Source organism: Croceicoccus sediminis, assembly GCF_007570835.1.
GTDB lineage: Bacteria > Pseudomonadota > Alphaproteobacteria > Sphingomonadales > Sphingomonadaceae > Croceicoccus > Croceicoccus sediminis.
The window spans coordinates 54,503-77,691 of record NZ_SUNC01000005.1 but is presented as its reverse complement, the minus strand read 5'-3'; the positions used below and the strand labels follow the sequence as shown (position 1 = coordinate 77,691).

Annotated in this window: 23 protein-coding genes; 13 read left to right on the top strand and 10 right to left on the bottom strand. The window is 64.3% G+C overall.

Annotation, left to right across the window (positions count from 1 at the left end; genetic code table 11):
* The first annotated feature begins 18 nt into the window (after positions 1 to 18).
* Positions 19 to 630, top strand: a complete 612-nt coding sequence (recR, locus tag FAX90_RS15330; RefSeq protein ID WP_144098306.1) for a recombination mediator RecR — start codon at positions 19 to 21, stop codon at positions 628 to 630.
* Positions 631 to 717: 87 nt separating this feature from the next.
* Positions 718 to 1,284 carry a peptide deformylase gene (def, locus tag FAX90_RS15325; RefSeq protein WP_144098305.1) on the top strand — a complete coding sequence of 189 codons (567 nt, stop codon included), beginning with the start codon at positions 718 to 720 and terminating at the stop codon, positions 1,282 to 1,284.
* 257 nt (positions 1,285 to 1,541) lie between these two features.
* Here the strand turns inward: def and FAX90_RS15320 are convergent, their stop codons facing one another.
* Positions 1,542 to 1,946: a four-helix bundle copper-binding protein gene (locus FAX90_RS15320; RefSeq protein WP_144098304.1), complete on the bottom strand. Its 405-nt coding sequence runs from the start codon at positions 1,944 to 1,946 to the stop codon at positions 1,542 to 1,544.
* A 105-nt stretch (positions 1,947 to 2,051) separates the two neighbouring features.
* Between FAX90_RS15320 and FAX90_RS15315 the strand changes: the two genes are divergently transcribed.
* Positions 2,052 to 3,488, top strand: a complete 1,437-nt coding sequence (locus tag FAX90_RS15315) for a DNA recombination protein RmuC (RefSeq protein ID WP_170235007.1) — start codon at positions 2,052 to 2,054, stop codon at positions 3,486 to 3,488.
* Positions 3,489 to 3,498: 10 nt separating this feature from the next.
* Here the strand turns inward: FAX90_RS15315 and FAX90_RS15310 are convergent, their stop codons facing one another.
* From FAX90_RS15310 to FAX90_RS15280, 7 genes are all read right to left on the bottom strand, one after another.
* Positions 3,499 to 4,293 (bottom strand): TrmH family RNA methyltransferase, encoded by a 795-nt coding sequence (locus FAX90_RS15310; RefSeq protein WP_144098303.1) that lies wholly within the window; start codon positions 4,291 to 4,293, stop codon positions 3,499 to 3,501.
* 13 nt (positions 4,294 to 4,306) lie between these two features.
* On the bottom strand, positions 4,307 to 4,597 hold the full coding sequence (locus tag FAX90_RS15305; protein WP_144098302.1) for an HPr family phosphocarrier protein: 291 nt from the start codon (positions 4,595 to 4,597) through the stop codon (positions 4,307 to 4,309).
* Positions 4,594 to 4,998, bottom strand: coding sequence for a PTS sugar transporter subunit IIA (locus FAX90_RS15300; RefSeq protein ID WP_144098301.1), 405 nt, complete (start codon positions 4,996 to 4,998; stop codon positions 4,594 to 4,596). Before FAX90_RS15300 ends, FAX90_RS15305 begins: the two co-directional genes overlap by 4 nt.
* A 90-nt stretch (positions 4,999 to 5,088) precedes the next feature.
* On the bottom strand, positions 5,089 to 6,024 hold the full coding sequence (gene rapZ, locus FAX90_RS15295) for an RNase adapter RapZ (protein WP_144098300.1): 936 nt from the start codon (positions 6,022 to 6,024) through the stop codon (positions 5,089 to 5,091).
* Between the two features lie 37 nt (positions 6,025 to 6,061).
* Positions 6,062 to 6,490 (bottom strand): HPr kinase/phosphorylase, encoded by a 429-nt coding sequence (locus FAX90_RS15290; RefSeq protein WP_144098299.1) that lies wholly within the window; start codon positions 6,488 to 6,490, stop codon positions 6,062 to 6,064.
* Positions 6,487 to 8,112, bottom strand: coding sequence for a sensor histidine kinase (locus FAX90_RS15285; RefSeq protein ID WP_338080298.1), 1,626 nt, complete (start codon positions 8,110 to 8,112; stop codon positions 6,487 to 6,489). The genes FAX90_RS15290 and FAX90_RS15285 overlap by 4 nt, the downstream gene beginning before the upstream one ends.
* Entirely contained in the window at positions 8,099 to 8,809 is a 711-nt protein-coding gene (locus FAX90_RS15280; protein ID WP_144098298.1) for a response regulator transcription factor, read from the bottom strand. The genes FAX90_RS15285 and FAX90_RS15280 overlap by 14 nt, the downstream gene beginning before the upstream one ends.
* Positions 8,810 to 9,176: 367 nt before the next feature.
* Between FAX90_RS15280 and FAX90_RS15275 the strand changes: the two genes are divergently transcribed.
* The 7 genes from FAX90_RS15275 to FAX90_RS15245 all read left to right on the top strand — a co-directional run bounded on the left by FAX90_RS15275 (position 9,177) and on the right by FAX90_RS15245 (position 18,436).
* Positions 9,177 to 10,766, top strand: a complete 1,590-nt coding sequence (locus FAX90_RS15275) for a phosphoenolpyruvate carboxykinase (protein ID WP_144098297.1) — start codon at positions 9,177 to 9,179, stop codon at positions 10,764 to 10,766.
* Positions 10,767 to 11,267: 501 nt separating this feature from the next.
* Positions 11,268 to 12,368, top strand: coding sequence for a phenylalanine--tRNA ligase subunit alpha (pheS, locus tag FAX90_RS15270; protein WP_144098296.1), 1,101 nt, complete (start codon positions 11,268 to 11,270; stop codon positions 12,366 to 12,368).
* Positions 12,365 to 14,764, top strand: a complete 2,400-nt coding sequence (gene pheT, locus FAX90_RS15265; RefSeq protein ID WP_144098295.1) for a phenylalanine--tRNA ligase subunit beta — start codon at positions 12,365 to 12,367, stop codon at positions 14,762 to 14,764. The genes pheS and pheT overlap by 4 nt, the downstream gene beginning before the upstream one ends.
* Positions 14,764 to 15,672, top strand: a complete 909-nt coding sequence (locus FAX90_RS15260) for an aldose 1-epimerase family protein (RefSeq protein WP_144098294.1) — start codon at positions 14,764 to 14,766, stop codon at positions 15,670 to 15,672. The genes pheT and FAX90_RS15260 overlap by 1 nt, the downstream gene beginning before the upstream one ends.
* Before the next feature lie 3 nt (positions 15,673 to 15,675).
* The gene (locus FAX90_RS15255) at positions 15,676 to 16,419 is read left to right on the top strand and encodes an SDR family NAD(P)-dependent oxidoreductase (RefSeq protein WP_144098293.1); all 744 of its coding nucleotides are present in this window, start codon (positions 15,676 to 15,678) and stop codon (positions 16,417 to 16,419) included.
* Complete coding sequence (locus FAX90_RS15250) at positions 16,391 to 17,956, top strand: peptide chain release factor 3 (RefSeq protein WP_276612391.1); 1,566 nt, start codon at positions 16,391 to 16,393, stop codon at positions 17,954 to 17,956. Before FAX90_RS15255 ends, FAX90_RS15250 begins: the two co-directional genes overlap by 29 nt.
* Before the next feature lie 3 nt (positions 17,957 to 17,959).
* Complete coding sequence (locus FAX90_RS15245; protein WP_144098291.1) at positions 17,960 to 18,436, top strand: YtoQ family protein; 477 nt, start codon at positions 17,960 to 17,962, stop codon at positions 18,434 to 18,436.
* 10 nt (positions 18,437 to 18,446) lie between these two features.
* Here FAX90_RS15245 and FAX90_RS15240 read toward each other — a convergent pair whose 3' ends face one another.
* Positions 18,447 to 19,409 (bottom strand): quinone oxidoreductase family protein, encoded by a 963-nt coding sequence (locus tag FAX90_RS15240; protein ID WP_144098290.1) that lies wholly within the window; start codon positions 19,407 to 19,409, stop codon positions 18,447 to 18,449.
* A gap of 25 nt (positions 19,410 to 19,434) precedes the next feature.
* The gene (locus tag FAX90_RS15235; protein ID WP_144098289.1) at positions 19,435 to 20,550 is read right to left on the bottom strand and encodes an acyl-CoA dehydrogenase family protein; all 1,116 of its coding nucleotides are present in this window, start codon (positions 20,548 to 20,550) and stop codon (positions 19,435 to 19,437) included.
* 127 nt (positions 20,551 to 20,677) lie between these two features.
* Between FAX90_RS15235 and FAX90_RS15230 the strand changes: the two genes are divergently transcribed.
* The 3 genes from FAX90_RS15230 (at position 20,678) to FAX90_RS15220 (ending at position 23,189) form a co-directional block, all read left to right on the top strand.
* Positions 20,678 to 21,448, top strand: coding sequence for a helix-turn-helix transcriptional regulator (locus tag FAX90_RS15230; RefSeq protein WP_144098288.1), 771 nt, complete (start codon positions 20,678 to 20,680; stop codon positions 21,446 to 21,448).
* 203 nt (positions 21,449 to 21,651) lie between these two features.
* Positions 21,652 to 22,044: a Zn-ribbon domain-containing OB-fold protein gene (locus FAX90_RS15225; protein ID WP_144098287.1), complete on the top strand. Its 393-nt coding sequence runs from the start codon at positions 21,652 to 21,654 to the stop codon at positions 22,042 to 22,044.
* The gene (locus FAX90_RS15220; RefSeq protein WP_144098286.1) at positions 22,044 to 23,189 is read left to right on the top strand and encodes a thiolase family protein; all 1,146 of its coding nucleotides are present in this window, start codon (positions 22,044 to 22,046) and stop codon (positions 23,187 to 23,189) included. Before FAX90_RS15225 ends, FAX90_RS15220 begins: the two co-directional genes overlap by 1 nt.

Below are 23,189 nucleotides of genomic sequence, written 5' to 3'. Positions count from 1 at the left end.
GTCCCTATCTATCGTCACATGGCTTCACAAGACCCGCGCGGGAACGAGATCGAGAGACTGGCATCGTCGCTTGCGCGGCTGCCGGGGCTTGGGCCGCGATCGGCCCGCCGCGCCGTGCTCTGGCTGGTCAAGCGGCGCGACACGGCGCTGGTCGATTTGCTCGCGTCGCTGACAGCGGTGCAGGAAAGCCTTGTCGAGTGCCAGGTCTGCGGCAACGTCGACACGTCGGACCCGTGCCACGTCTGCGCCGATCCGCGCCGGGATCAGCGTTCGATCTGCGTGGTGGAGGACGTGGCCGACCTCTGGGCGCTCGACCGGGCGAAGCTTTACACCGGACGCTATCACGTGCTGGGCGGCAGGCTTTCGGCGCTCGACGGGGTAGGGCCCGAAGACCTTGCGATCGGCAGCCTGCTGGCGCGCGTGGAAGAAGGCGGCATCGACGAAGTCGTGCTGGCCATGAACGCGACGCTGGAGGGGCAGACCACCGCCCATTACATCGCCGAAAGGCTGGAAGAACGGCCCGTTCGTGTGACGCAGCTGGCCCACGGCCTGCCGGTGGGCGGCGAGCTGGACTACATGGACGAGGGTACGCTGGCGCAGGCGCTGCGCGCACGGCGGCCCGTCGGCTGAACCGTCGGTGCGCTGAACGAGCAGATCGATCACTTAGATCAAAGCATTCGCGTTGAATAAATCCGCCGACCCGCCTATCTTGGCGCGATGGCTATCCGTGAAATCATTGAAGTGCCGAACCCGCTGCTGAAGCAGGTTTCGAAGCCGGTAGAAACGTTCGACGACGAGTTGAAGCAGCTTGTCGAGGACATGTTCGAAACCATGTACGATGCCCCCGGCATCGGCCTTGCCGCGATCCAGGTGGGCGTTCCGCTGCGCGTGCTGGTCATCGACCTGCAGCCCGACGACCCGGATGCAGAGCCGGAGGTGTGCAACCACGGCGGCCACGAACACACGCATCAGCCGACGAAGAAGGAACCGCGGGTCTTCATCAACCCCGAAATCCTGAATCCGTCGGAAGAGACGAAGGCCTATAACGAAGGTTGTCTCTCGGTGCCCGAAATCTACGCCGAAGTGGACCGCCCCGCGACCTGCCGCGTGCGCTGGCAGGACCTTGAGGGCAAGACTCATGAAGAGGACATGGACGACCTGATGGCCGTCTGCATCCAGCATGAAATGGACCACCTCAACGGGATCGTCTTCATCGACCACCTCTCGCGCCTCAAGCGCAACATGGCGATGAAAAAGCTGGAAAAACTGCGCCGCGCGGCTTGATGGTCGGTCCGGCTTGGCCGGACTCCCTCAGACGCCGGGAGCGGGCCATCCGGCCCGCTTGGCTTCGCCGCATAAGCGGCGGCGGCCGTTCGGCCTTGCGGGAGTCGCTGGCGCGCCCCGGTTCAGCGCTTAGCTTTGGGTTTGGCGATGAACCGGGCACGAAGCGACCCCGGCAAGCGCGAACGCGCGCCCGGGCTTATGCGAGGCTAGCCAAGGGGCCGGATGGCCCCTCCGGCGCTTCAGGCTAAAAAACCAAATCAGGCAACTGCCTCGTCGTGCAGATCCTCCATCGCGGCCTTGCAGTCGCGGGCGCATTCGCGGCACATCTGCGCGCAGCGTTGGCAGTGCGGGTTGTCGTGCTTTTCGCATTCCTCGGCGCAGGTCTCACACGCCTTTACGCACAGTGCCAGCATGGCGCGAATGACCGAGCGGTTCTCGTCCGTGCGGCGGCTGGCGACGCGATAGGTGGCGGTGCAGATGTCGCTGCAATCGCTGCACAGGCGCATGCACCGGCTCATGTCCATGTCCTCTGCCGCGCAGGCATCGACACATGAATTGCAGATCGCGGCGCAGTACATCGCGTGCTTCACGGCAAGGCCTAGGCTCTCGTTATAGTCGGAGCCGACGGCGGGGTGTTCGGAAATCATCTTCTGGATGGACATGGAAATTCTCCTTCTCAGCTGACTGACGGATAGATGGGGGAGAAGTTCCGGACAGGGCCGGTCAGCTGCTTGCCTCTCGCGATGTTCGATGTATGTTCCTGCGCTATGGAAATTACTGCCATCATTCTCGTAATCGTCGCCTTGGTCATCGGGCTTGGGCTGGGCTGGTATCTGGGCGGGCGGCCCGTTGCCGACTGGCGTGAGCGCCATGCAGGTGTAGCCGCGGAGCTGAAGGATAGGGACGACAAGTTCCGCGCCGCCATCGCTGAACTGGCGACGATGAGCGAGCGGGCCGACAAGGCTGCCGCGCTCGATGAACAGCTTCGCGATGCGCGGGTGCAGGTCGAAGGGCTGCGCGTGCAGGTTGCGGAGCTGAACAAGGACCGCGCCAACCTGGCAGAGCGTGAGGCGCTCCTCAAGGAAGCGCGCGAGGAGCTTGGCAAGCAGTTCGAGGCGATGGGCGTAAAGGCGCTGGAAGGCGCGCAGGCCCGCTTCCTCGAACGCGCGAATGAGCGGTTTTCCGAAAGCGAGAAGACCAATGCCGAGAAGATCAAGGCACTGCTCGATCCCGTGGGCGCGCGATTGAAGGCCTATGAGGACCAGGTTGCCGCGCTGGAGGAAAAGCGGGTCAAGGACTTCGGCAGCCTGTCGGGCGTTATCGAACAGATGCGCCTTGGGCAGGAAGAAGTCCGGCGCGAGGCGCAGCGGCTCGGCAATTCGCTGACCAATGCGCCCAAGGCGCGCGGCCGCTGGGGCGAGCGCGCGTTGCAGAACGTGCTGGAACAGTGTGGTCTGTCCGAACACACCGATTTCAATCTCGAACACTCGATGGATACGTCCGAGGGTCGCCTGCGCCCGGACGCCATCGTCAACGTTCCGGGGCAGAAGAAGCTGGTCATCGACGCCAAGGTTTCGCTCAACGCCTATCAGGCCGCATTCGAGGCCGATGACGGGGAAGAGCGTGTCCGCCATCTCGACCTTCATGCAAAGTCGATGCGCAATCACGTCCAGACGCTGGGATCGAAGGGTTATCAGAGCCAGTTCGACGATGCGCCCGATTACGTCGTCATGTTCGTGCCGGGCGAACACTTCGTGGCAGCTGCGCTAGAACACGATCCCGAGCTTTGGGATTTCGCTTTCCGCAACAAGGTCCTGCTCGCAACGCCGACCAACCTCGTCGCCATTGCGCGCACGGTCGCGCAGGTCTGGCGTCAGGACACGATCGCGCGCGAGGCGGTGGCCATCGGCAAGGCCGGTTCGGAGCTTTACGACCGGCTGGCGGTTGCCGCCGAACACCTGAAGCGCGTCGGCGGCGGGCTTGAGACGGCGGTCAACAATTACAACAAGTTCGTCGGCAGTTTCGAACGTAACGTGCTGTCATCGGGCAAGCGCCTCGCCGAAAAGGGCATCGAGATCGGCAAGCGCGAGATCGAGGACGTGCCGCTGGTCGAGGCCGCGCCGCGCTATGGCAAGGAAGACGTGTCCGGCGATCCGTCGGAGGTGTCGCGGCTTTCGGTCGCGAACGACCGCAAGGATGATTGAGGGCCGATCCTCAACGTAGCTTCGCCAGCGCCTCATAAGCCAGAACCGCGCCTGCGATCGAGGCGTTGAGGCTGTCCGCGCGGCCCAGCATCGGGATCGTGACCCGCAGGTCGCATGCGATCTCGTATTCTTCGGGAAGCCCGCGCGATTCGTTGCCGACCATCACGAAACACGGCGCGGCATAGGGCGCTTCGCGGTAATCGTACGGTTCGCGCAGCGACGCGGCGACCAGCTGCCCTTCGCCGCTGCGCAGCCAGCCCTGGAATTCGTCCCAGCGGGCCTGGGCCAGCGGCACCGTGAACACCGCGCCCATGCTGGCGCGCACGGCCTCCACGCTGAACGGATCGGCGCAGTCGTCGAGCAGGATCAACCCGCCCGCGCCCACGGCATCGGCGGTGCGCAGCATCGTGCCGAGGTTGCCCGGATCGCGCATCGCCTGCGCCACGAGGAACAGCGAGGCCGAATTGCGGTCGATCCGCGCAAGACCGGTGTCGAATTCGGCAAAGACCCCGCAAACGGCCTGCGGATTGTCCTTGCCGGTAATCTTGGAAAGCGCGGCTTCCGAAACCTCGATCACGTCGCCGCCAGCGGCTTCGACCGCGTCGATCAGCGTATCGAGCAGCGGGTGCGGATCGCGCCCTTCGGCCATGACCAGGGTTTCGGGCAAGTACCCGGTTTCGCGGGCGTCGGTCAGCAGGCGCAGTCCCTCGGCCAGAAAACGCTCCTCGCGCCGACGGTGCTTCTTGTCGCGCAGCGCGCGCAAGTACTTGATCGTGGGATTGGAAAGACCGGTGATGAGGCGCATGGCCCGCTTGCGCCTATTCTTCGCCGAAGCGGTCCTCGACCAGTGCGCAGAGCTTTTCCAGCGCCTCGGCCCCGGCAGGACCGCCGGTCACGATCTCGATCTCGTCGCCCTTGGCCGCGCCCAGCATCATCAGGCCAAGGATCGAGCCGCCGGCGGCCTCGTTCCCTTCGCGCACGACGCGAACGGTGGTGCCTTCGGGAAATCCGGCGACCATACCGACGAACTTCGCGCTGGCGCGGGCATGCAGGCCGCGCTGGTTGCAGATCGTGACCCGGCGGCAATGGGCCTGCCCCAGCTCGCTCATGCGTCCTGCCCCAGGAATTCGGATGCGATGGTGATGTAGTTGCGGCCCGCATCGCGCGCGGCGGCGACGGCCTGCGTCACGGTCATTTCCGTGCGGGCCCCGGCAAGGCGGATCAGCATGGGCAGGTTGATGCCCGCGATCACTTCGACCGAACCGGCATTCAACAGGGATATGGCAAGATTTGACGGGGTTCCGCCGAAAAGATCGGTGAGGACGATCACGCCATTGCCCGAATCGACCGACGCGATGGCATCGCGAATCTCGCTTCGGCGCTGCTCCATATCGTCGTTGGGGCCGATGCAAACCGGCACGACGTCATCCTGCGGACCGACCACGTGTTCCATCGCGCGGACGAATTCTTCCGCGAGATTGCCGTGAGTTACGAGAATTAGGCCAATCATGAAGTTCCTAACGCAGCCTGTCCAAGCTGCCCGCATCCAGATGAACCGACACTTGACCGCAAACAGGCGGCGGGGAATCGCGCAAGGTCATCAGCGGGTCGCGCCTTCGACCAGATCGGTATGGGCCGAGTCAAGGTTGCGGTGCAGGACCGTGGGGGAATGGCCGGCATCGCGAAGTGCGTCGGCCAGGCTTTCGGCCGAAAAGACCGAGCGATGCTTGCCGCCGGTGCAGCCGAAGGCGATGTTCACGTAAGCCTTCCCTTGCGCCTCGTAGCGGGGCAGCAGGAACAGCACGAGATCACGGATACGTTCGAACGCCTCGGCCCAGGCCGCGTCCTTGCGGATGTGTTCCTTCACCGGCTCGTCCCTGCCGGTCAGCGGGCGCAGCGCCTCGTCCCAGTGGGGATTGTCGAGGAACCGCATGTCGAAGACCAGGTCTGCGGTGGGCACCATGCCGCGCGCAAAGCCGAAGCTGGATACCGTCACCGTCATTTCCTGCGGCGCGCTGGGCGCGAAAAGCTCCCGGATCGTGCGGCCAAGGTCGTTGGTGGAAAAATCGGTGGTCGAGATGACGACGTCCGCCCAGCGGCGCAGCGGCTCCATCAACTCGCGCTCAGCCGCGATTCCGGCGGCCACGGGACGGTCGCCCGACAACGGATGCCTGCGCCGCGTTTCGTTATAGCGGCGCTCCAGTTCCTCGGCTCCGCAATCGAGGTAGAGGGTGGAAAAGCCGATGCCCTCGGCCTCTGACAGGGCCTCGATCTCTGCCATGACGGCGTGCGGATCGAAACCGCGGGTGCGCGAATCGAAACCGATAGCCAGCGGCGCGGCCTTGTCGTCGGCGCCGTGTTCGCTGCCGGGGCCGGGGGCCGTGTGCAGGAAGCGCGAGATGAGCCGGACGGGGAAATTGTCCACCGGCTCCCATCCCAGATCCTCCAGTGCGCGCAGGGCGGTCGTCTTGCCCGCGCCGAGCAGGCCGGTGACGAGCAGCACCCGTGTCGGGCTTTCTGGCGATTCGGACAGCATGATTTGATCGAGGCTATGCCCGTTTGTTTCGCATCCGTCAGCCATGCATTGGCAGGCCATGTATGGTCAGCGCCATTTCGGCACGGATCGGAAGGACCGGACTGTCGGGCCAGAGCAGGAGCGAGGGGAGGGCAACGCCTGCGCGGTCGTCGAGTGAAGGCCCTTCGACATGGCGCGGCGAAGCATGATCGAGCGTAACGAGCAGCGCGACCGGGGCCTCTCCACACGGCAGAGCGGTGATGCCGACGTTGCGGATTTCCATCAAACCGCGCGTATTGGGATGGGGCATGGCCCAGAGCAGTCCGTCGCGCTTTTCCAGCAGTACCCCGTCGTCTCCGACCAGCGTGGCCCCGCGATCGATCAACGCCAGCGCCAGGCTGGTCTTGCCGCAACCCGGTTCGCCTTCGATCAGGATCGCGCGACCGTCTATCGCGACACAGGTCGCCTGGTGCGTCATGCCGCTCATGTCGTGGTTTCCAGGGATGGGAGTGTGATGACCATGACCGCACCCGACTTGCCGTCGCCCCGGTCGCGGATGGTGAGCGTGCCGTCGTGCGCGGTAATGATCGACCGCGCGATGGCAAGGCCGAGGCCGCTGTGCGAACCGAAGGCGGCTTCGGGCCGAACCGAGTGGAAGCGTTCGAACACCTTGTCGCGTTCCTCTGGCGGGATGCCGGGGCCGTCGTCGGTGACGGTCATCTCGATCTCGTCGCCAAGATCGGCAAAGGCGATGGCGATGCGCCCGCCGTGGGGCGAGAAACCGGCGGCATTGTCCACCAGGTTCTCGATCACGCGTTCCAGCCGCGCCGCGTCGCCGGATACCATCGTGGCACCGATGGGGGCGCTCTCGACCTCGAAAGTCAGATCCCGTTCCTCGCCGATGCGCGCGGCCATCGTGCGCCCGCCGATCACGCTTTGCGCCAGCGCGAGGAGGTCGATCGCCTCGAACGTGGTGCGCGACAATTCGGCATCGACGCGGGTCGCCTCCGCAATTTCGGTGATGAGCCGGTCGATCCGGCGCACGTCCTGTTGCGCGATTTCGGTCAGCTGCTTCCTGAGGTCGGGGTCCTCAACGTTCTCCAGCGTGTCGAGCGCGCTGCGCAAGGAGGCCAGAGGGTTCTTCAATTCGTGGCTGACGTCGGCGGCAAATGCCTCGCCGGCGTCGATCCGTTCGCGCAGGGCACCGGTCATGTCGGACAGGGCACGGGCCAGCGTGCCGATTTCGTCCCCGCGTTCGGGCAGGCGGGGGACCACGACTTCGCGGTCACGGCCAAGGCGCACGCGCGCAGCGGCTCGCGACAAAAGCTTGAGCGGCTGAACGATGGTGCGGGCAAGGAACAGCGAAAGCTGGATCGAGAACAGGATGCCCAGCGCCAGCAGCACCAGCAGGGTCTGACGCGCCGAGCGTACCGATTGCGTGATGTCGACCGCGTTGCGCATGGTCAGCAGCGTTTCGCCCTGCGCGCCGTAGGGGGCGGCCGCGGTGATGACCGGCGTGCGGTCGGGCGCATAGCGGAGCATGACCGCGCCCTGTCCGGCCTGTTCGGACACGAAGACTTCGGGCCATTCCGACTTTTCGGCCGGCCGCTCCTCCAGCGCAGGGTCATAGGGGGAGACCGGCGGCGCGCCGACCACGAAGTCGACCGCCTTGTCCATCCAGCGGGCGAAATCTTCCACCCAGGTATCGTTTTCCGGATCGGCAATGGTGAAGGCCGGTTCGCCGACGACGAAGCTGTCGGTCTGAAGCTCACCCAACGCGTCGAAGGTGCGCAGGCGCAAACGCTGTTCGGCCCCAATCCGGGCGAGCAGAGCGGCATGTTCGCTTGACGGAGCCTCTGCCAAGGCGTTGGCGATGATCTCGACCTCCGACCGGGCGAGCTTGAAACGCTCGGCGATCAGCTGTTTGCGATAGGTGTCGAGAATGAAAAGCCCGCCGAGTACCAGGCCCACGATCAGGACGTTGACCGCCAGGATGCGGGTCGTGAGCGAGAACCGCCGGGTCCAGAACAGGCGATCGGGAGCTTGCGGTGGCTGCTCCGCGATCGTTTCCGGCTCTGTCAGCCCCGATGGCGGATCAGTCTCCCGCAAAGCTGTAGCCTGCCCCGTAGAGCGTCGAGATGCCCGAGAAATTCGGATCGGCTTCGCGGAACTTGCGGCGCAGGCGCTTGATATGGCTGTCGATCGTGCGGTCGTCGACGAAGACGTCGTCCTGATAGGCCGCGTCCATCAACTGGTTGCGCGTCTTCACCACGCCCGGCCTTTGCGCCAGCGCCTCGAGAATCAGGAACTCGGTCACGGTCAGCGAGACCGGCTTGCCGTCCCAGGTGACGGAATGGCGTTCAGGCTCCATCGCAAGGCGACCGCGCGTGATGACTTCGGCCGGAGGCTCCTTGCTCGTGCCCGCAAGGCGCGCCCGCACCAGTTCCTCGCGGCGCAGCAGCGCGCGGATGCGGGCGATCAGGAGCCGCTGCGAAAACGGTTTCGCGATATAATCGTCCGCGCCCATGGCAAGGCCGATCGCCTCGTCCTGTTCGTCGGTCTTGCTGGTCAGGAAAATCACTGGAAGCGCGCTTTTTTCACGCAGTCGGCGCAGCAGTTCCAGGCCGTCCATGCGCGGCATCTTGATGTCGCAGACGGCAAGGTCTGGCGGGTTCTCGATCAACGCCTCCAGCGCGGCCGACCCGTCGGAGTAGACGCGCGTGTCGAAGCCCTCGGCCTGAAGCGCGATGGACAGGCCCGTTAGTATGTTCCGGTCGTCATCGACCAGCGCGATTACCTGCGCCATGCTTCATCCCGTATTGCGTGCCGCGATGGTCGCCGCGGCCCCGTTATCCCATCGCTTAGACAATCATGAACGGATTCGCCAATTCATGGGTCCTGCCATCTTCATCGCATATGCAGTAAATATCGGAAATATCGTGATATTTTTCAAGGTTTCTCATGCAACTTTAAGGCAGTTTGACCTCATCTGCCGGCTCGACTATGCGCATCGTGCGGGTCGGTTCTCAAGCCGTCATATCCCGGTGCAGAGGGAAATCACCGGGACCACTGCTCGACTTTCATGACGAGCCCGCAATTGTCGCGGCGCCTTTGTGCGCTGCTACGCCCCCTTCCGTGTGAGGACGGTGCGGGGGTGCTGACAGGAGAGAGACGTGTCGCTCAATACGCCGCTTACCGCCCAGGGTATCGAAACCGGGGCTGAAATTTTTTCCAATCTCGGGACTGCGCCGCTTGTCGAGCATGCGCTGGCCAACGGTGAGGGCCGTCTTGCCGCCCATGGCCCCCTCGTCGTCGATACGGGCCGGTTTACCGGTCGCAGCGTCAAGGACAAGTTCGTCGTGCGCGACGACAAGACCGAAGACACGATCAACTGGGGCAAGATCAACCAGCCGATGAGCGCGGAGCATTTCGCGAATCTCAAGGCGGACATGATGGACGCGCTGAAAGGGCAGGAGAAGCTTTACGTTTCCGACCTGTTCGGCGGTTCGCAGCCCGAATATCGCGTGAACGTGCGCGTCATCACGCAGCTGGCCTGGCACTCGCTGTTCGTGCGGACCATGCTGGTGCGTCCTTCGGAAGAGGAGCTGCAAGGCTTCGTCCCCGAATACACCATCATCAACCTGCCCAGCTTCAAGGCCGATCCGGAACGCCATGGCGCGCGTTCGGACACGATGATCGCGGTCAGCTTTACCGAGAAGCTGATCCTGATCGCCAACACCGAATATTCGGGCGAGATGAAGAAGGGCGTTTTCGGCCTTCTCAACTATCTCCTGCCCGAACAGGGCGTCATGCCGATGCACTGTTCGGCCAATGTCGGCCAAGACGGCAAGACCGCGATCTTCTTCGGCCTTTCGGGCACGGGCAAGACCACGCTTTCGGCCGATGCCAGCCGCACGCTCATCGGTGACGACGAACATGGCTGGTCGGACGATGCGGTCTTCAACTTCGAAGGCGGCTGCTACGCCAAGATGATCGACCTTTCGGCAGAGGGCGAACCGGAAATCTACGCGACGACGAAGATGTTCGGCACGATCCTCGAAAACGTCGCGATGGACGAACAGACCCGTGAGATCGACTTCACCGACACGTCCAAGACCGAGAATACGCGCGGCGCCTATCCGATCGACTACATTCCGAACACTTCGGAAGAGAACCTCGGTCCGGTTCCGGCGAACGTCGTCATGCTGACCGCCGATGCCTTCGGCGTTCTGCCCCCGATCGCGCGTCTCACGCCCGATCAGGCGATGTACTACTTCCTCTCGGGCTACACCGCGAAAGTCGCCGGCACCGAAATCGGCGTGACCGAACCCGAAGCGACGTTCTCCACCTGCTTCGGCGCGCCGTTCATGCCGCGTCATCCCAGCGTCTATGGCAATCTGCTCAAGGATCGCATTGCCAAGGGCGGTGTTCAGTGCTGGCTGGTCAACACCGGCTGGACCGGCGGCAAGTATGGCACCGGCAACCGCATGCCGATCAAGGTGACCCGTGCGCTGCTGAATGCCGCGCTCGACGGTTCGCTGAACAATGTCGAGTTCCGCAAGGACGAGAATTTCGGCTTCGAAGTTCCGGTCGCGGTCCCCGGCGTCGACAGCCAGATCCTCGATCCGCGCGCGACGTGGGGCGACAAGGAAGAGTATGATCGCACCGCGCAGAAGCTGGTGCAGCTCTTCGTCGACAACTTCGCCGACTTCGAGGCGCACGTTGACGAAAGCGTCCGCAAGGCTGCGCCGACCGCCGCCTGACGGGCCCCGTCACCGACACGCGAAAGCGCCCCGGACCTTCTGGTTCGGGGCGTTTTTCGTTTCCGGCAGGTATGAACAGGGCGCGTTTGGGCCGCGATTGCCAAGGGAAGCAAAGGTGCGGAATCAAAAAGACGCGGGGAGCTTGCCACTTCCCCGCGCCTTCGTGCCCCCGGTTTGCCGAAATGCCGGTCCCCCAACCTGCATTCGACCTTCCGAGCGTTCGCCGGATCTGCGACCCGAAACCGGCGACCTTCTTAACCAACTCCTCGCCCGCTTTCTGGACGATTGCGAGCGCTGAGTCAGTGATTTCGCACACAGGTATGAACAAGGTGCCGGGGGGCTGGCAATGGGAAGGCCAGTTTCATACGGCAATTGTCATAACTGAGGCCGTGATCTGGCCGTCCGAGTGCAAAACCGTACCAAGGCGGGGCATTGCGGACAGGGCGCGCAGTGCCTAGAGAGCGCTCCCGAACCTGCAATTTCCCTAAGTTGACGGAACCGATGGCCGATACCGATTCTCTGCTTGCCGAGGCCCTGGCGAAAATCGCCGAGGCGGACACGCTGGACCTGTTGGAACAGCACCGCGTCGCCTTTCTGGGCAAGAAGGGCAGCATTTCCGCCCTGATGAAGACCCTGGGCGGGATGAGCCCGGAAGAACGCTCGGAAGCCGGTGCTCGCTTCAATGTCCTGCGCACCGAGGTTGCCGACGCGATCGCCGACCGCAAGACCGCGCTCGAAGGTGCCGCGCTGGAAGCGAAGCTGGCGTCCGAGACGATCGACTTGTCGCTGCCTGCGCCCGACGTGGCCGCCGGTTCGGTCCACCCGGTCAGCCAGGTGATGGACGAACTGGCCGAAATCTTCGCCGACATGGGCTTTGCCGTGGCGACGGGGCCGGAGATCGAGGACGACTGGCACAACTTCACCGCGCTCAACATGCCCGAAAGCCACCCGGCGCGCGCGATGCACGACACGTTCTACTTTCCCGACGCGGACGAGCAGGGGCGACAGATGCTGCTGCGCACGCACACTTCGCCGGTGCAGATCCGCACGATGCTGGCCGAAGGCGCGCCGCTGCGCATCATCGCGCCGGGCCGCGTCTATCGCAGCGACAGCGATGCGACGCACACCCCGATGTTCCACCAGATCGAAGGGCTGGTCATCGACAAGGGCATCCACCTCGGCCACCTGAAGTGGACGCTGGAGACCTTCCTCAAGGCCTTTTTCGAGCGCGACGACATCGTCTTACGCCTGCGCCCCAGCTATTTCCCGTTCACCGAACCTTCGGTCGAAGTCGATGTCGGCTATTCGATGGAGAAGGGACGCCGCGTGGTCGGCGGTTCGGGCGACGATGAAGGGCATGCCTGGATGGAAGTGCTGGGCAGCGGCATGGTCAATCGCCGCGTCATCGAATTCGGCGGGCTCGATCCCGACGAATGGCAGGGCTTTGCCTTCGGCACCGGCGTCGACCGGCTCGCCATGCTGAAATACGGGATGGACGACTTGCGCGCCTTCTTCGACGGCGACTTGCGCTGGATGAAGCATTACGGATTCGCGGCGCTCGACGTGCCCACCCTTTCCGGCGGCGTGGGAGTATCGGCATGAAGTTCTCGCTCTCCTGGTTGAAGGACCACCTCGAGACAGAGGCCACCGTCACCGAAATCGCGGCCAAGCTGAACGCCATCGGGCTCGAGGTCGAAGGCATCGAAAATCCGGCGGAGGCTCTCAAGGGCTTCCGCGTGGCCAAAGTGCTGACTGCTCAAAAGCATCCCGATGCCGACAAGCTGCAGGTGCTGTCGGTCGATCTGGGCGACGGACAGCCGCTGCAGGTCGTGTGCGGCGCGCCCAATGCGCGTGCCGGCCTCGTTGGCGTGCTGGGCACTCCCGGCGCGGTCGTGCCGTCCAACGGCATGGAAATGCGCAAGGCGGCGATCCGCGGCGTCGAATCCAACGGCATGATGTGTTCGAGCCGCGAGCTTGACCTCGGCGACGATCATGACGGCATCATCGAACTTCCCGAAGGTGCGCCGATCGGGGCCGAGTTCGCGACGTTCGCCGATCTCGACGACCCGGTCTTCGACCTGTCGATCACGCCGAACCGGCCCGACTGCATGGGCGTATACGGCATCGCCCGCGACCTGGCGGCGGCGGGCCTCGGCACGTTGAAGCCGGTTTCGGACACGGTCCATGCGGGCAACTATCCCTGTCCGGTCGAAATCCGTAGCGACGACCGCGAAGGGTGCCCTGCGTTCTATGGGCGCACCATCAGGGGTGTGACCAACGGGCAGAGCCCGGCATGGATGCAGGCGCGCCTGAAGTCGGCGGGTCAGCGTCCGATCTCTGCCCTTGTCGATATCACGAACTACGTGATGCTGACATATGGCCGCCCCAGCCACGCATACGACATTGCCAAATTGTCCGGCGCCGTCGTCGCACGGCGTGCGAAGCCGGGCGAGGGCGTGACCGCGCTCAACGAAAAGCACTACCTGCTGGACGACAGCATGACCGTGATCGCGGACGACAACGGCGTTCACGACATCGCGGGCATCATGGGCGGCGAGCATTCGGGCTGCGGCGACGATACCAGCGATGTCCTGCTGGAAGTCGCCTATTTCGACCCGGAACGAATCGCCCACACGGGCCGCGCGCTGACCCTGACCAGCGATGCGCGCAGCCGGTTCGAGCGCGGCGTCGATACCGATTTCCTGGGCACCGGTCTTGAAATTCTGACGGGCCTGATCCTCGACATCTGCGGCGGTGAGGCGAGCGAGGCGGTCCACGTCGGCGCGCCTCCGTCGGGCGGAAAGGTCATCGCCTACGATCCCGCGCTGGCCGAAAGCCTCGGTGGCGTCGCCGTGCGCGAGGAAGAGCAGCACCGCATCCTGGCCGCGCTGGGCTTCGAGATCGCAGAGGTCGAAAGCCACTGGGCCGTGACCGTGCCCAGCTGGCGCCCCGACGTCGACGGCGCGCCCGACATTGTCGAGGAAGTGATCCGCATCCACGGGCTGGACGATGTCCCCTCGGTCGCGCTGCCGCGCGCTGAAGGCGTGGCCAAGCCGACCGCGACCCCGATGCAGAGCCGCGAACGCCGCGCACGCCGGGCCGCTGCGGCACGGGGCCTGCACGAGGCGATCACTTGGTCCTTCCTGCCGATGGCCGAGGCGGAAGCTTTTGCCGACGAACCGCTGTGGGTTCTGGCCAACCCGATCAGCGAGGACATGAAGGCCATGCGCCCCTCGCTCATCCCCGGCCTGCTCATGGCGGCACAGCGCAACATGGCGCGCGGTGCTTCCTCGGTCCGATTGTTCGAAGTCGGCCGACGTTACCTTCGCGGCAAGGGCGGGGCAAGCGATGAGCGCCTGACACTGGGCGTCGTGCTTGCGGGCGAACGGACATCGCGTTCGTGGCAGTCCGGCAAGGCGCAGGGCTTCGACGCGTTCGACGCCAAGGCCGAGGCGATGGCCCTGCTTGAGGCCGCCGGTGCGCCGGTCGGCAACCTGATGGTGATGGGCGAGGCCGGAAGCCAGTATCACCCCGGACAGTCCGCGACCCTGCGGCTTGGGCCGAAGAACGTGCTGGCCCGCTTCGGCACGCTGCACCCGTCGGTTGCCAAGCAGTTCGACCTTGATGGCGCGGTAGTCGCGGTGGAAATTGACCTCGAAGCCATCCCGGCGAAGAAGGGCGCGGCGACGTTCACACGGGCCAGTTACACGCCGCCTTCGCTTCAGGCCGTGTCGCGCGATTTCGCCTTCCTCGTTCCCGCCGATCTTCCCGCGGGCGACCTTGTTCGCGTGGTCAAGGCCGCGGACAAAAAGCGCATCGTCGATGCCCGCCTGTTCGACGTCTTCACCGGCCAGGGCGTGCCCGAGGGGCAGAAGTCGCTGGCCATCGAAGTGACGATGCAGCCGGTCGAGGCGACGTTCACCGACGCGGACCTCAAGGCCGTCAGCGACGCGGTGACTGCTGCTGCGGCCAAGCAGGGCGCGATACTCAGGGGCTGATGAGCGAGACGTTCTCCATCGGATCGGGCGGGCTGACCGCGCGCATAGCGTCGCTTGGCGCCGAACTGGTATCGATCACCGATGCCAGCGGGGCCGAGTGGATGACCGATGGCGACCCTGCGTTCTGGTCGGGCCGCTCGCCGATCCTGTTCCCCATCGTGGGGGAACTGGCGGGCGGCAAGATGCGGCTGGACGGCATGGAATATGCGATGGCGCGGCACGGCTTTGCCCGCAAGCGCGCGTTCGATCTCGTCTCGCACGACGGGGACGCGGCACTGTTCCGTCTGTCCGACGATGAGGAAACGCGGGCGGTTTTCCCTTTCGCGTTCGACCTCGATCTGCACTACGCAATTGAAGACTCCACGCTGACGATGACCGCGACGGTCCGCAATACCGGCGATGTCGCGATGTCGTTCAGCATCGGCTTTCACCCCGGCTTCGCCTGGCCGCTGCCCGGCGGCGGGGAGAAGGCCGACCACGCCGTGCGCTTTTTCGAGCGGGAGGACGGTCCGATCCGCCGCCTCGATGCTGACGGGCTGCTGTGTTTTTACGAGGACACGCCCGTCGTCGATCGCAAGCTTGCCCTGCAACCCGGCCTGTTCCGCGCCGATGCGCTGATCTGGGACCGGCTCGACAGTCGCGGTTTGTGCTATGAAGGCGCGATGCCCGGAGGGGAGGGCGTAAGCCCCGCCGCGATCCAGATGGCCTTTCCCGATTGCCCGATGCTGGGCATCTGGCAAAAGCCGGGTGCGGACTTCATCTGCCTCGAACCGTGGGCGGGTATTGCCGACCCCGTCGGTTTCGATCGCGATTTCCGCGAGAAACCCGGCGTGATGGAACTTGAACCGGGCGGTGAACGCGCGTTCCGCGTGGGCATCACCATCCGACCCGCCGTTACAGGAGAATAGACCATGGCAACCGCACTCGTCACCGGAGCGACTTCGGGTATCGGCGCGTCCTGCGTGCGCGAATTCATCGGCGCGGGCTGGAAAGTCGTGGGCACGGGCCGCCGCGCCGACCGGCTTGAGGCGCTGCGCGAGGAACTGGGCGACAATTTCATGCCCTGCGTGTTTGACGTGCGCGACGAAGCGGGCCGCGATGCCGCGCTTGACGCGCTGAGCGGCGATTTCGCGCAGATCGACTGCCTGGTGAATAACGCCGGGCTCGCGCTGGGCATGGCGCCGGCGTGGCAGGCCGATCTCGACGACTGGAAGACGATGATCGATACGAACGTCACCGCGCTCGTCTCGATCACGCGCAAGCTCCTGCCGATGCTGGTCGAGCGCAAGGGCGCGATCATCAACATATCGTCGGTCGCCGCGAACTATCCCTACAAGGGTGGCAACGTCTATGGCGGGACCAAGGCTTTCGTGCGTCAGTTCAGCCTGGGTCTGCGTTCGGATCTCAACGGAACAGGCGTTCGTGTCACCTCGATCGAACCGGGCATGGTGGAAACCGAATTCACCGTCGTACGCAACGGCGGCAACCAGGAAGCTGCCGATGCGTTCTACGAAGGCGTGAACCCGATGACTGGCGACGATATCGCCGAAACCGTCCTGTGGGTGGCGACGCTGCCGCCGCATCTCAACATCAACACGCTCGAACTCATGCCGGTGAGGCAGGCCTTTGCCGGTTTCTCGGTCGAGCGGGAATAAGCAAAGCACAACCACGATGGCCGAACGCCGCACTTTCGCGATCATTTCGCACCCCGACGCCGGTAAGACGACGCTTACCGAAAAACTGCTGCTGACCGGCGGCGCGATCCACCTTGCCGGCGAGGTCAAGGCCCGCGGGCAGGCGCGTCGTGCGCGATCCGATTGGATGAAGATCGAACAGCAGCGCGGCATTTCGGTCACGTCCTCGGTCATGACGTTCGAGCGGGACGGCATTACGTTCAACCTGCTCGACACCCCGGGGCACGAGGATTTCTCCGAAGACACCTACCGCACGCTGACCGCGGTCGATTCCGCGATCATGGTGATCGACGCGGCCAAGGGCATCGAGCCGCAGACCCGCAAGCTGTTTGAGGTCTGCCGCCTGCGTTCGGTGCCGATCATCACGTTCGTCAACAAGGTCGACCGCGAAGGGCGCGAACCATTCGAGCTGATGGATGAAGTGGCCGACATGCTGGCGCTGGACGTGTGCCCGATGACTTGGCCCATCGGCATGGGCGGACGGTTCGAAGGCATCCTCGATTTCTCCACCGGTGCTGTCGCGCGGCCCGAAGGTCCGTCGAAGGAATTTCTCGGCACGGTCGATGGTGACCCCGCGATTCCGGAGGAATTTTCCGAGCAGGCCGAACTGGCCCAGATCGGCTATCCCGAATTCGACGTCGACGCCTATCGCGCGGGTGATCTGACGCCCGTGTTCTTCGGTTCCGCGCTCAAGAACTTCGGCGTGACCGACGTGATTGAGGCGATCGCCACCCACGCCCCGCCGCCGCGCCCGCAGCCCAGCGAAGCAGGGCCGGTCGAGCCGACGAACGACGAGGTTTCGGGCTTCATTTTCAAGGTGCAGGCCAACATGGACCCTCAGCACCGCGACCGCATCGCGTTCATGCGGCTGGTGTCGGGCACGTTTAAGCGCGGCATGAAGCTGACGCCGTCGGGCCTTGGCAAGCCAATCGCGGTCCATTCGCCGATCATGTTCTTCGCGCAGGACCGCGAAATCGCTGATACCGCGTATCCGGGCGACATCATCGGTATCCCCAACCACGGCACCCTGCGCGTGGGCGACAGCCTGTCGGAAAAGAACGACATCCGCTTTACCGGACTGCCGAACTTCGCACCCGAAATCCTGCGCCGCGTGAAGCTGGCCGATCCGACCAAGACCAAGCAGCTCAGGAAGGCGCTGGACGATCTGTCGGAAGAAGGCGTGATCCAGGTTTTCTATCCCGAAATCGGCAGCCAGTGGGTCATCGGCGTCGTCGGCCAGCTGCAGCTCGACGTGCTGATCAGCCGCCTCTCGGCCGAATACAAGGTCGAGGCCAGCCTCGAACCTGCCCCCTTCGCCACCGCGCGCTGGGTCAAGGGCGACGAGAAAAAGATCGAGGAATTTGCCGGTTTCAACCGCGCCAACATGGCCAAGGACCGCGACGAGGATCCGGTTTTCCTTGCCAAATCGCCGTGGGACGTCGGTTACCAGCAGGAAAAGAACCCCGACCTGACTTTCAGCGCTACGAAGGAGCGTTAAGCGATGGAACGCACTTGGAACGTCTACCTTTCGGGCGAAATCCACACCGACTGGCGCAGCGAGATCGAGGATGCGGCACGGCATCGTGGGCTGCCGATCCGGTTTTCGGCGCCGGTAACCGACCATCCCGCATCCGACGATTGTGGCGTCGCGATCACGGGGGCGGAGGACAACAAGTTCTGGCACGACCGCAAGGGCGCGCAGGTCAACGCCATCCGAACGCAGACGCTGATCAAGGACGCCGACGTCGTCGTCGTGCGTTTCGGTGACAAGTACCGGCAGTGGAATGCCGCTTTCGATGCCGGTTTTGCCGCAGCGCTGGGTAAGGCGATCATCGTGAACCATGACGAAAGCCTGACCCACCCGCTAAAGGAAGTGGACGCAGCGGCACTGGCCGTGGCCGAAACCCCGGCACAGATCGTCGACATCCTCGATTACGTGATCACCGGACGGCTGGCGGGCTACACCGACAAGCGTTGAGCCTGCGCGTTCAGGGCCGCATCACCACGCGTCCGAACGGGTGCTGCGTCGCCACGAATTCGTGGGCCTCGCGCACTTCGCACAGGCGGAATTCCCGCTCCACCGGCATGACCAGCGCGCCGCTGGCGACGTCGTTCAACAAGTCTTCCAGAAGTTCGTGAACGCGCGGCGTGTGCATGTCGCGCCCGAACGATATGCCGGTGACCTGCATCGCCTTGCGGATCAGTTCGAAGAAATCGAAGCTGGGCAGCGTCCCTTCCGCCGCGCCGATGACCGCATAGCGGCCATGCGGGCGCAGGGCCTTTACCAGTAGGTCCTTGCCCTTGCCGCCGGCCAGGTCGAGCACGAGGTCGACGCCCTTGCCCCCGGTGATTTCACGGCAGCGCGCGGCGATATCCTCGCTGCGATAATCGATCCCGTATTCGAGGCCGAGAGGGCGGATGCGGTCCAGCCGTGCTTCGCCCGAGGCAGTTCCGATGACCTTCGCACCCGCGCGCGCGGCAAGCTGCACCGCCGCGAGGCCGACACCGCCAGCCGCGCCCTGGACCAGCACGAATTCGCCCGCTTGTAACCCGCCATATTCGAACAAGGCGTCATGCGCGGTGCCGAATGCGATGGGAACGATCGCGGCCTGTTGCATGTCCATGTCATCGGGGACGGAGTAGGCGTAGTGTTCGGGCACGGCGAAAAGCTCTGCGTGGCTCCCGCTCCAGCCGAAGGCGACGACACGGTCGCCCGCCTTGAACCGGGTGACGTCCGCGCCCACCGCCTCGACCACGCCCGCGGCCTGATAGCCGGGGACGTGATGATCGGAAGAAGGCGGCGTGTGGATGCGATTCAGCAGGTCGCCGCCCTCGATCGAAATCCACTCAACCCGGACGAGGACGGTGTCGGGACCGACTTCCGGATCGGGAAGGTCGCCATATTGGAGGACTTCGGGCCCTCCGTTCTCGCTATACCATGCTGCTTTCATGAGCCTGTTCCTGACGCAGACGCGATCAGGATGCCAGTGCGTAGCGGTCCAGCGTGCTCTGCGGCGGTTCGGGCCAGCGCGACAGGACCAGAAGACGCTTGTGCCCTTGTCCGATCGAAAGCTCGTCCGTCACGCCCATGCCGCCGTGGAACTGGATCATCTCGTGCCCCAGTTCCAGCGACGCATCTGAAATGAAGGCACGTGCGCCGTCGACATGGCGCGTGAAATCGTCCTGCCCGTCGCTGACGATGGCGAGCTCGATCAGGGCGCGCGACTGTTCCAGCACCGCGTATTGCTCGGCCATGCGATGCTGGATCACCTGGAGCTTGCCGATGGGCGCGCCGAACTGTTCGCGGGTGCGTAGGTAGTCCAGCGTTTCGGCGAACATGGCTTCCATGATGCCCAGCGCTTCGGCCGAGCGGGCAAGCGATGCCAGCGCGTCGGCGCGTTCGAAGGCGGTGCGGTTGTCGGAAAGGCGGGCCGGGGCCTGTACCCTGACGCCGGAAAGCGAGAGCGATGCCGTCCACGTGCCGTCGGACAGGCGCCATTCGGAAACGGTCAGCCCTTCGGCATCGGCGGGCACGAGATACCAGGACCAGCCGCCCGCATCCGTCGCATCGCCGCTTTCGCGCATGCTGACGAGGTAGGCATCGACCTGCGATCCGGCGATGGCGTAAAGCTTTTCGCCGTTGAGGACGAATTCGTCGCCATCGCGTTCGGCGCGGGCCTCGATCCACAGGCTGCCATCGCGCGATCCGCTTTCCACGTGGGCGACCGCCATGCGCTTTTCGCCCGAAAGCAGCGCGGGAAGCCATTCTTCCTGCACCGTGTCATCGGCACCGGCGGCAAGGTAAAGTCCGGGAAGGACACAGCTTTCGAGCACGGGTTCGACCACGATGCCGCGGCCCAATGCTTCGAAGATGACGGCGGTGGCGGTGGCGTCGAGGCCAAGGCCGCCCGCTTCTTCCGAAAAGGGCACGGACATCACGCCGAGTTCGGCGAGCAGGGACCAGTTTTCGGCGCTGAACCCTGCGGTTTCGGTCAGATACCCCCGGCGGCGTTCGACGTCGTAACGGTCCGTCACGAACCTTTCGACGACGGCCTTGAGCATCTCTTCGTCTTCATTGAGCTCGAAATTCAAGGGTCACTCCTTCTCCGGCACGTTGCCTAGCAGGAATTCCCACGGTCGGAGGCTCTGCAAAGTGTTAGGGACAGCGTCATTGTCCTGACAGAATCAGAAGGTTAGTGTTCCCTTATGAGAGGAACCCATGGCTCAACTATCAATAGACAAGCTTGACGACGTTCGCATTCGCAAGCCCGAGGACATCCAGCGCGCCGCCAAGGCGCTCGCGGATATCGCTGCGGCAGAGAATATGAAGGTCGCTCCGGCCCATGATATCGCGGACAAGCGAACCCCGGTGGACATGGAAGGCAACGTCCTTGCCGCCACCGTGTTCGGCTGGCCCGATACCGATGACGTCTGGTGGCGAAACCCGCGCATCGCGCTCGAATCGCCGATTACGTCGGCGTGCCGGTTCGAGAACGAACCGTTCTGGGTCAACGCAGAGGGGTTTCACCTTCCTGCGCCGAACAAGTACCTTGAATCGATCGACATTTCGAATTTCGAGGCGCGAGCGCGCACCCGTGCAGCCATTATCGTGCCGGTCCATATGGCCTTTGGTCAGATCGGCGCGGTCAGCTTCGATCCCGACGATTCGGAAAAGACCGACCTGTCGGAGGAATTCGCCCGCAACGGCGACAAGTTCGGCATCTATGCCCGCGCGTTCATCGAAAGCTATTCGCGGATCATGGGCGCGATCCAGGCGCTTCCGCCCGGTTCGCGCCTGTCGAAGCGCGAGGTGGAGTGCCTGCGCTGGGCCGCGATCGGCAAGACCGACATGGAAATCTCCATGATCATGTCGCGCAGCCGGGCGACGGTGCGTTTTCACATCCACAATGCCTCGACCAAGCTGAATGCCGTCAACCGGAGCCAGACCGTCTTCAAGGCGGCGCAGCTCGGTTACATCTCGCTCGGCTGATTTTTACGTCATGCGCACATTTACCCGCCTCGCCGCCACGCGCGGCGGGTGGCCGCGTGCGCGCGCAACGCGCGTTCAAGGCGCGACCTGCGACAAGTGCCTAGCGTTTTTAGGAGCCTGCGCAGACCGGCCGATTGCGCTTTAACCGTGGAGACACAAATCGACTCAAGCCGGTAACCATGCCGGCGCCGGAGGGGACACACATGAAAGCGATCGCCGAGGGCCTGTTCACGGACGAGCCCGATCCGCGCCTTGTTGGCGGGAAGGATCGCGAAAGCGGCCGGATCGTGTTTCCCTGTCCGGAAAACGATCGCTTCGAACCCGTGCCGCTTTCGCGGACCGGTACCTTGTGGAGCTATACGATCCAGCGGTTCCGTCCCAAGAGCCCGCCCTACACCGGGCCGGAGGCGTTCACCCCGTTCCCCGTCGCCTATGTCGAGCTGCCGGGCGAAACCATTGTCGAGGCGCGGCTGGTCGACGTCGATTTCGGCGATATCGCAATCGGGATGCCGCTCGTGTTCACACCGACCCCTCTTGACCCGCAAGCGGCCGATCCGGTCATGATCCCGGCATTTCGTCCGGCGGAGGCAGCGTAATGCGCGACGTTTTCATCCTGGGCATAGGCATCCACCCCTTCGGCCGGACCGAGGGCATGACCGGCGTGGACCAGGGCGTCTATGCCGTGCGGCAGGCGCTGTCCGATGCGGGGCTGGAGTGGAAGGACATCCAGTTCGCCTATGGCGCGTCCGATGCGGCTGGCAATCCTGACACGATGGTCGATCAGCTTGGCCTGACGGGTGTTCAGTTCATCAACGTGCGCAATGGCTGCGCGGCGGGCGGATCGGCGCTGTTCTCGGCGCAGATGGCGATCAAGTCGGGCGAATGCGACATCGGCCTTGCCGTCGGTTTCGACAAGCATCCGCGCGGCGCGTTCGATGCCAAGCCGTCCGAATACAACCTGCCCGAATGGTACGGCGATGCCGGATACATGGTGACGACGCAGTTCTTCGCGAACAAGATCATGCGCTACATGCACCTTAACGGGATCAGCCGCGAAACGCTGGGCCGCGTCGCCGAAAAGGCGTTCCGCAACGGTGAGAAAGCACCCCACGCATGGCGCCGCCAGCCGGTGCCGCTGGACGAAATTCTCGACGCTCCGATGGTGTCGGACCCCTATTCGAAATACATGTTCTGCTCCCCCGCCGAAGGGGGCGTCGCGCTTATCCTCGGCAGCGAGAAAAAGGCCCGCGAACTGGGCGTGCCGCTGGTCCGGCTGAAGGCCGCGACGATGCGCACCCGCCCGCCGGGCAGCTTCGAGGTCTTTGCCCCGTCCGTCGATATCGAACGCGGCGGCAGCGCGACCAACATCGCCAGCCGCGATGCCTTCGCGATTGCCGGAGTCGGCCCCAAGGACATCGACGTCGCCCAGCTTCAGGATACCGAGGCGGGCGCGGAACTGATGCACATGGCCGAAAACGGGTTTTGCGCCGATGGCGACCAGGAAAAGTGGCTGGCCGAAGGGCTGACCGAAATTGGCGGCAAGCTGCCGGTCAACACCGATGGCGGCTGCCTTGCCTGCGGCGAACCGATCGGTGCGTCGGGTCTGCGACAGGTTTACGAAAACGTGGTTCAGCTGCGCGGGCAGGGCGGGGCGCGACAAGTGCCGGGCGATCCGAAGACCGCTTACAGTCATGTCTATGGTGCACCCGGCGTATCCGCGGTGACCATTCTGGAGCGTTGA